6 protein-coding genes and 1 tRNA gene are annotated in these 7,746 nt (G+C 36.0%); 3 read left to right on the forward strand and 4 right to left on the reverse strand.

The features are described from left to right. The first annotated feature begins 410 nt into the window (after positions 1 to 410). Positions 411 to 1,436: a LacI family DNA-binding transcriptional regulator gene (locus B3P23_RS01440; protein ID WP_293923949.1), complete on the forward strand. Its 1,026-nt coding sequence runs from the start codon at positions 411 to 413 to the stop codon at positions 1,434 to 1,436. Between the two features lie 21 nt (positions 1,437 to 1,457). Here the strand turns inward: B3P23_RS01440 and uxaC are convergent, their stop codons facing one another. Genes uxaC through B3P23_RS01455 form a run of 3 tightly spaced genes read right to left on the reverse strand, consistent with a single transcriptional unit; the run spans position 1,458 to position 4,869 of the window. Beyond that, the gene (gene uxaC, locus B3P23_RS01445) at positions 1,458 to 2,867 is read right to left on the reverse strand and encodes a glucuronate isomerase (protein WP_248755153.1); all 1,410 of its coding nucleotides are present in this window, start codon (positions 2,865 to 2,867) and stop codon (positions 1,458 to 1,460) included. Positions 2,868 to 2,877: 10 nt separating this feature from the next. Further along, positions 2,878 to 4,038 (reverse strand): mannonate dehydratase, encoded by a 1,161-nt coding sequence (uxuA, locus tag B3P23_RS01450; RefSeq protein WP_293923950.1) that lies wholly within the window; start codon positions 4,036 to 4,038, stop codon positions 2,878 to 2,880. A gap of 9 nt (positions 4,039 to 4,047) precedes the next feature. Beyond that, the gene (locus B3P23_RS01455) at positions 4,048 to 4,869 is read right to left on the reverse strand and encodes an SDR family oxidoreductase (protein WP_293923951.1); all 822 of its coding nucleotides are present in this window, start codon (positions 4,867 to 4,869) and stop codon (positions 4,048 to 4,050) included. A gap of 161 nt (positions 4,870 to 5,030) precedes the next feature. Between B3P23_RS01455 and B3P23_RS01460 the strand changes: the two genes are divergently transcribed. Beyond that, the gene (locus tag B3P23_RS01460) at positions 5,031 to 6,023 is read left to right on the forward strand and encodes a sugar kinase (RefSeq protein ID WP_045752113.1); all 993 of its coding nucleotides are present in this window, start codon (positions 5,031 to 5,033) and stop codon (positions 6,021 to 6,023) included. Positions 6,024 to 6,028: 5 nt separating this feature from the next. Beyond that, entirely contained in the window at positions 6,029 to 6,676 is a 648-nt protein-coding gene (locus tag B3P23_RS01465) for a bifunctional 4-hydroxy-2-oxoglutarate aldolase/2-dehydro-3-deoxy-phosphogluconate aldolase (RefSeq protein ID WP_248755151.1), read from the forward strand. Positions 6,677 to 6,716: 40 nt separating this feature from the next. On the opposite strand, the gene B3P23_RS01470 is transcribed toward B3P23_RS01465, so the two are convergent. After that, positions 6,717 to 6,790: transfer RNA gene (locus tag B3P23_RS01470), tRNA-Pro, on the reverse strand. Positions 6,791 to 7,746 lie beyond the last annotated feature (956 nt).

A 7,746-nucleotide genomic window follows, 5' to 3' on the forward strand; every position in this document is an offset into this window, starting at 1 on the left:
TGTTTGTTTTCCCTTCGTTTCCCTTGGGACTGCAAAGGTAGAAATCTTTTTGGTATCTCCAAAATAAATGTGAAAATTTATTTTTTTGTTTTCCTTCTGTTTCTGCGTTTAAACTAAATTAAACCCTTCTTTTTTCAGTGCTTCCCCTTCCGGATCGGCCGTTCCTCCCTTGCGGAGTGGTGCAAAGATAGGAACTTTTATCCTTCACTTCCTAATGTTTTCTGTCTTATTTGTTCATATTATCTTTAACTTGCTGTAACATTGAACGATTAATTTATCGTTAAAGATATAATCAATAAAAAATGATTGATCCTAACTAAAAAGAACCTCACCTATTGATACAATATTTAGGTTAATCTCAGATTTATAAATACCTTTATCTATACATAATAACCAAAATAGTAAGCACAATGGCCAAGACTACCCTCAAAGATATCTCTAAAGCACTCAATATTTCAATCTCCACGGTCTCCAAAGCATTATCCGATAGTTACGAAATAAGTGAAAAAACCAAAAAGATGGTTCAGGACTATGCTGCTGAGATGAATTTTAGCGTCAATAAAGTGGCTCAAAGTCTAAAAATTGGCAAAACCAATACCATTGGAGTTATTGTATGTGCTATAAACAACACCTTTATCGCTGAAATATTAGATGGGATTCAAAAGGCTTCAATAGAAACGGGCTATGATATCATCATTATGCAGAGTAGGGAAGATGTACTTGTGGAAAAATCTTGCATTGAAGTATTAAACTCCAGAGGTATCGACGGACTCTTAATCTCTCCTGTAAGCGAAACATCAAATATAAATCTATTAAAGGAATTGCAAGAGAATCAAAAACCTGTTGTCATCTTCGACAGAACGGTTAATCAATTAAAAACAGATAAAGTTGGAGTCAACAATTTTGATGGGGCATATCAAGCTACTAAACATCTATTAGAACAAGGCCGTACCAATATACTCCATATCACAGGACATCAACTGGGGGTATCGAAAGATCGACTTAATGGATATAAAGAAGCATTACGAGAATTTGAAATTCCATTAAAACCTTATTATTTTATTGAATGCAATATTCAAGATACAGAAATACTGGACAAACAAATAAAAAGTGCGATTCAAAAGACTTTAAATGCTGAACATAAATTAAATGCCATATTTGGTGCTACCGATGTCATCACAACCCGAACACTTGGAATCTTAGCAGAACTTAATATTAAAGTTCCCGAAGAAATAGCCGTTATTGGATTTTCTAATATCTCCATTCCAGACTCTTTAAACCCTGCATTAAGCAGAATTAAACAACCCGCTAGCGAAATCGGTCATACTGCCATGAAAAAACTGATATACCTAATCAAGCATCCGCACTATACTGATTTTGAAACAATCGAATTGGAAAATACAATAGAAATAAGAAGATCAAGCCTATTAGCTTGATCTTAAAACAAATTAAGTACACTACTTTTTAAAATATTCAGCAGCATTATAATAAGAGATATCAGCAACAATTTTTCCGATCATATCAATATCATGAGGTAAGTAGCCTTTTAAAATATCTTCAGCAAAGATATTAGCGAGCAACCTTCTAAAATATTCATGTCTAGAATAAGACAAGAAACTTCTCGAATCTGTCAGCATACCTATAAAACAACTTATCAAGCCATAATTAGAAAGTGCATTGATTTGTTGCGTCATCCCATCCAGCTGATCTTGATACCACCAGCCTGAACCAAATTGAATTTTTCCTCTTATACCCTCTCCCTGAAAATTACCGATCATGGTACCAAATACAGCATTATCGGCAGGATTGATATTATAAATAATCGTCTTTGCCAACTGGTCTGTTGTATCGAGATCATTAAAAAAATCTGCCATTCGTTCCGCTTGCTTAAAGTCTCCAATCGAATCATATCCCGTATCAGCACCCAAAACAGCTAATTTTCCCCTATTTGTATCACGCAACGGTCCCAGGTGGAATTGCTGCGCCCATTGTTTATCATGATATTTTTTACACAATTCATTCAAAACATAAAAAGTAAAGCTATCTTCAAACTCCAAAGCCCTTGTATCATCTCCATGGAGTACATCGACAAACACAGCATTTACTTCTGTCAACTTAAAGCTACCCTTCTTTGGCAAGTATTTCAATCCATGATCGGAAGCTACACAGCCTAAAGCGTCAAAATAATTGATCCGCTGTTCTAGCGCTTCGAGCAAAGAATCGATGTGGTATATCTGGGTACCAGAACTGTCCGACAATTTTTGAAGATAGGATCGAAATTTATCTCCTTTTGATAATTGAAACACTTGATCCGGACGAAACGTCGGGACAACCTTTGTCTTAAAGTCATCGTTTGCATTTAATGTCTTATGAAAGATTAGATGATCAATGGGATCATCCGTTGTCCCCACCATTTCCACATTAAATCGAGTCAGCAAATTTTGTGTACTGAAGTTAGCACCTTTGAGCTGCTCTTTCGTTTGCGCATAAATATCCTTTGCATTAGACGGGTTTAACAATTCATGGATACCAAATGGATTGTTAAGTTCCATATGCGTCCAATGATACAAAGGGTTTCTCACTGTCTGAGGAACTACTTCTGACCATTTTTGAAATTTCTCAAAATCTGAAGCTTGTCCAGTAATATATTTCTCCTCAATTCCCAAAGTGCGCATTGCTCGCCATTTATAATGATCGCCATATAACCAAATTTGGGTCAAATTTTCAAACTGGTGGTTACTGCATATTTGATCAGGGGGAAGATGATTATGGTAATCTATAATCGGAAGGTCTTTAGCATAATTATGATAGAGTTGTTGCGCGATATCCGATTGCAAAATAAAGTTATCATTAATAAAGTTAGACATGCTTCTCTTTTTATTCACCTAAAATCCCATATTCTAAACCTCGAAGCTCTGCAAGCCCTCTTAAGCGTCCTATAGCAGAATACCCTGGATTAGTTACTTTATTTAAATCATCTAACATTTGGTGACCATGATCAGGTCTAAACGGAATTGGTCGAATCCGTTTCTGATTTTCAGCAGCCAAAATCTGCATAATAGCATGCATATTGACATCTCCATCCAAATGATCTGCTTCATAGAAACTGCCCATACGATCCTTTTTCACATTTCTTAGGTGAGCGAAATAAACCCGGTCTTTAACCCTGTCCAATATCGATACGACATCATTTGACTGGCTTGCACCAAGAGATCCCGTGCAAAAACACACTCCATTAAAAGGCTTATTAACACCTGCCAAGATGGCCTCCAAGTCGGATTGATTACTCACAATTCGTGGAAGACCTAAAATTGCATATGGAGGATCATCAGGATGAATGGTCATTTTTATTCCGCTACTTTCACAAACTTCAGCGATTGACGATAAGAAATGTAATAAATTGCGCAATAAACCTTCTCGACCAATCTCACTATATATAGCAATGCTATTATTTAAATCTTCAAGTGTAAGATCTTTTTCTCCAGGAATTCCCATTAAAACAACTTGAGTTAATGCGTTTAAATCAGATCGCGAATACGAAGCAAATTTTCGTTCCACTCCGGCTAATATTTCATCCGAATAATCCCTTCTGGCATCCACACGCTTTAAAATATAAATATCAAATACGGCTAGATCTATCCAATCAAAATATAACGCTTTGGATCCATCCTTCATCAATAGATCTAATTGTGTCCTCGTCCAATCTAAAACCGGCATGAAATTGTAGGTTATAATTTGGATTCCACATTTCGCCAGGTTTTCCAGTGACTGAATGTAATTGCGCATGTAGTATGCAGCCTCTTGATTCGCAGTTTTTATTGCCTCATGAACAGGAAGACTCTCTACAACCGACCAGACTAATCCAGCCTTCTCAATCACACTTTTACGTTCTAAAATATCTGCTACTGGCCAAATCTCACCATGTGGAATATGATGTAATGCCGTTACAATACCTGTAGCACCAGCCTGTTTTATGTCGACTAAAGAAACGGGATCATTCGGCCCATACCATCTCCAAGTTTGTTCAAGTTTATTCATCTCTATTTATTAAACACCACACCATGAATTAAAACCACCATCAACAAAGATTGTTTCACCAGTCACTAAAGCCGAAGCATCACTTAAGAGGTAAACTAAAGTTCCTTTTAATTCATCTGGCTCCCCTAATCTTTGAAATGGCATTCCATTAATAAACTTTTGAGCACGATCAGAATACGCACCGTTTGAATCCATTAATAAATTTCGATTTTGCTCCGTTAAAAAGACACCAGGGGCGATCGCATTGACGCGCACTTTATCTCCATAACGCAAAGCCAGTTCAACGGACATCCATTTGGTATATCCATCGACACCATGTTTGGCAACAGTGTAACCTAAAACTCTAGTTATTGGTCTACTGGCAGCCAAAGAAGAAATATTAATAATAGAACCTTTACCCGATTCTGCAATCACACGTCCAAAAATATGTGTCGGTATAATTGTACCATATAAATTAAGCTCAATTGCTTTTAATGTATCTTTAACATCATGATCAAAAAGATTTTGATCTGGTTGAATAGTTGCGCCTGGAATATTACCACCAGCGGCATTTACTAAACCGTTAATAGTACCCCATCTTGCCAATATTTCATCCTTGGCTCTTATCACATTCTCCTCATTTAACACATCCACTTGTATCGCCAAAGCTTCAGCACCTTTTGCTTCAATAGCTTCAACCCGCTCTTGCAGTTTTTCTGTATTGCGTCCAAGTACTGCAATCTTAGCACCCGCTTCAGCTAAAGCATCTACAAAAGCTTTCCCAAGTACACCAGTAGCACCTGTAACCACAACGACGTGATTCCTTAAAGAAAATGTATCCAATATCCCCATTTTATAATTGTTAGATTTAAAGTTACCAATTTTAGGAAATAATTAATTATGAAAGAAACTTCCTTAAAACTTTATTTACTAAAACGTTTTCGAAATTATGGGCATAAATCTTATATAAATACAATTATTTACACTACTTTAGAACTATAAACTTATAACTTATGGATAATAACAAAGTCCTTTGTTTTGGAGAGATTCTATATAGACTGCAAGCAAAGGATCAACATTTTTTTAATACCGACCAATCTGTTGTATACGCTTATCCTGGTGGTTCTGAAGCCAACGTAGCGGTTGCTCTAGCATCATTATCGATTCCTAGTGCTTATGTGTCAGCTGCACCTGAGCACGCGCTAACTAAAGAAATACTGAACATCTTGAATCAACGTAATGTCAATACCTCCAAATTTATATTTGGAGGGGAACGTTTAGGTTCTTACATTTTACAATCAGCAAATGGTTTAACAAGTGGAGAAGTAATATATGATCGAAATCATTCCTCTTTTTCCACTTTAAAAGCTGGTGATATCGATTGGGATGATCTATTTAAGGATTGCTCCTGGTTTCATTGGACAGCCCTAACGCCGGCACTAAATAGCGAATTAGCAGATCTCATGTTAACAGCATTAAAAATGGCACATGAAAAGAAAATAACCATATCCGTTGATCTAAATTATAGAAGTAGATTATGGCAATATGGAAAACAACCTCTTGACATTATGCCACATTTAGTTTCATATTGCGATGTGATTATGGGCAATATCTGGGCTGAAAATAAAATGCTTGGAACATCGATCAATGATCAATTTTCCCGTTCAACATCAGTGGACCAATATTTCGATTATGCTCGTGTAGTTGCTCAAGAGATATTTGAAAAATATCCGAAATGTAAGCACGTTGCTAATACTTTTCGATTTATGGATAATGCCAATCATAATTTATTCTATGGTACTTATCACAATCCATCAGAAAATAAAATAAGCGATATCTTAGAAACAAATACCCTCATCGATCGAATTGGTAGTGGAGATGCATTTATGGCAGGCTTAATTGCAGCTATATATGAAAATAAATCTTCACAAGAAATTATTGACACAGCCACTCAACTAGGCTTTAAAAAACTGTTCAACAAAGGTGATTTCATCAACTTATCATAATTAACATGCAGACTATCCTATCCAAGATTGAAAGTTCTCCCATTATCCCCGTTTACTATCATGACGATATCGATCAATGTATCCAGATTTTAAAGTCGTGTTACAGCGGAGGCATACGTGTTTTCGAATTCGTTAACAGAGGTCCAGAAGCTTTTAACAATTTCAAACAACTATTAAACTACCGAGATCAACATTTCCAAGATTTAAAGTTAGGAATTGGAACAATTAAGACAAAACAACAAGCCCTCGATTTCCTAGATATAGGAGCAGAATTTATTGTTAGCCCCATTGTTAAACCAGAAATAGCGGAAGTTACATTAAAACATCATATTCTTTGGATCCCCGGTTGTATGACGCCTACAGAAATTGCACTTGCCGAAGAACTAGGAGCCCCGCTAGTAAAGCTTTTTCCAGGGGATGCACTAGGATCAAATTTTTTAAAGGGAATTAAACCTTTATTTCCATCACTCAAGTTTATGCCTACCGGAGGAGTATCCTTAGAAGAACAAAACCTGACGGAATGGTTTCAAGCTGGAGTATCTGCTGTAGGGATGGGTTCCAAACTATTCAACGCTCCAACAGAATTTGAAGAAAGCAACTATATCGAAAATAGACTACGCAAAGCTTTTCATCATATTGAAAGTATAAAATAAAGACACAAAAAAAGCTCTAACTAAAGTTAGAGCTTTTTTGTCGGGGTGGCAGGATTCGAACCTACGACCTCCACATCCCAAATGTGGCGCGATACCGGGCTACGCTACACCCCGAAAAGGTATCACCTTTTTGTTTTACTGTGATGCAAATATACATCGAAAATTAATAAAGTCAAATTTATTTTTCACTTTAAACAATAAATCACTGATTAACTGAGAAATAAATTTTTATTAATAAAAATTTAGCAGCAAACTATCGACTAAAAACTAGGATAATGACCCTTTAAATTGCTAAAATCGGTTTTATTTTACTAGAATAAGGAAATGATTCGTATATAATACCAGCCCAATCTACGAGGAAAATCAATAAGTGAAATCAGTAAATCTATTGCAAAAAGTTAAAATTAAGAATGCAAATAATTAATTTCATAATACTTGAAGAGCATCTTACAACTTGAATAAAAATAGAACAAGATAATCAATTCAATAAAGGAGTCGAAAATCCATTTACTTACGACACTCTCCCTGCAAATTAAAAATATTGAGGAAATAATAGACGATATGAAGCAAGATAATATAATCATGATAGGTATACAAACCCTATGATCAGATCTCATTATAAACGCTAGGGTGTCTTCATAAGAAGTTATTGAGAGAATAATCGATGATATGCCCAAGTAATATCAGATTAGAGCAGACTACAAGAGCTGCAATTTATAAAATCATATAGGAGAATAATGAATTTAGATCAATTTCCCAATAAGTGATAACACATCTATTCCTATATCCTATCCGTTAACAGCAAAATATCAACATCTGATATCAGATTGCCGCAAAACTTAGAAGCGAAACTGATCCTATAGCAAGTAAGCTTTATCAGAAACAGTTCCACAGACAAAGGCATGGACATATGGAAAGGGGGGAGATGGAGCTGCATCGGCATGGTTCCGGAAGCAGCGCTATTGATTATACTGTAGCAGCGGAATGGCTTGTTCTAAAGCACCGGTATTGGGATATGCTGCATCCGAAGGACAGAAAAAGTTTAGCACACAAAAAAGCCCCTGCTGTTT

The organism is Sphingobacterium sp. UBA6320 (genome assembly GCF_002440335.1).
GTDB lineage: Bacteria > Bacteroidota > Bacteroidia > Sphingobacteriales > Sphingobacteriaceae > Sphingobacterium.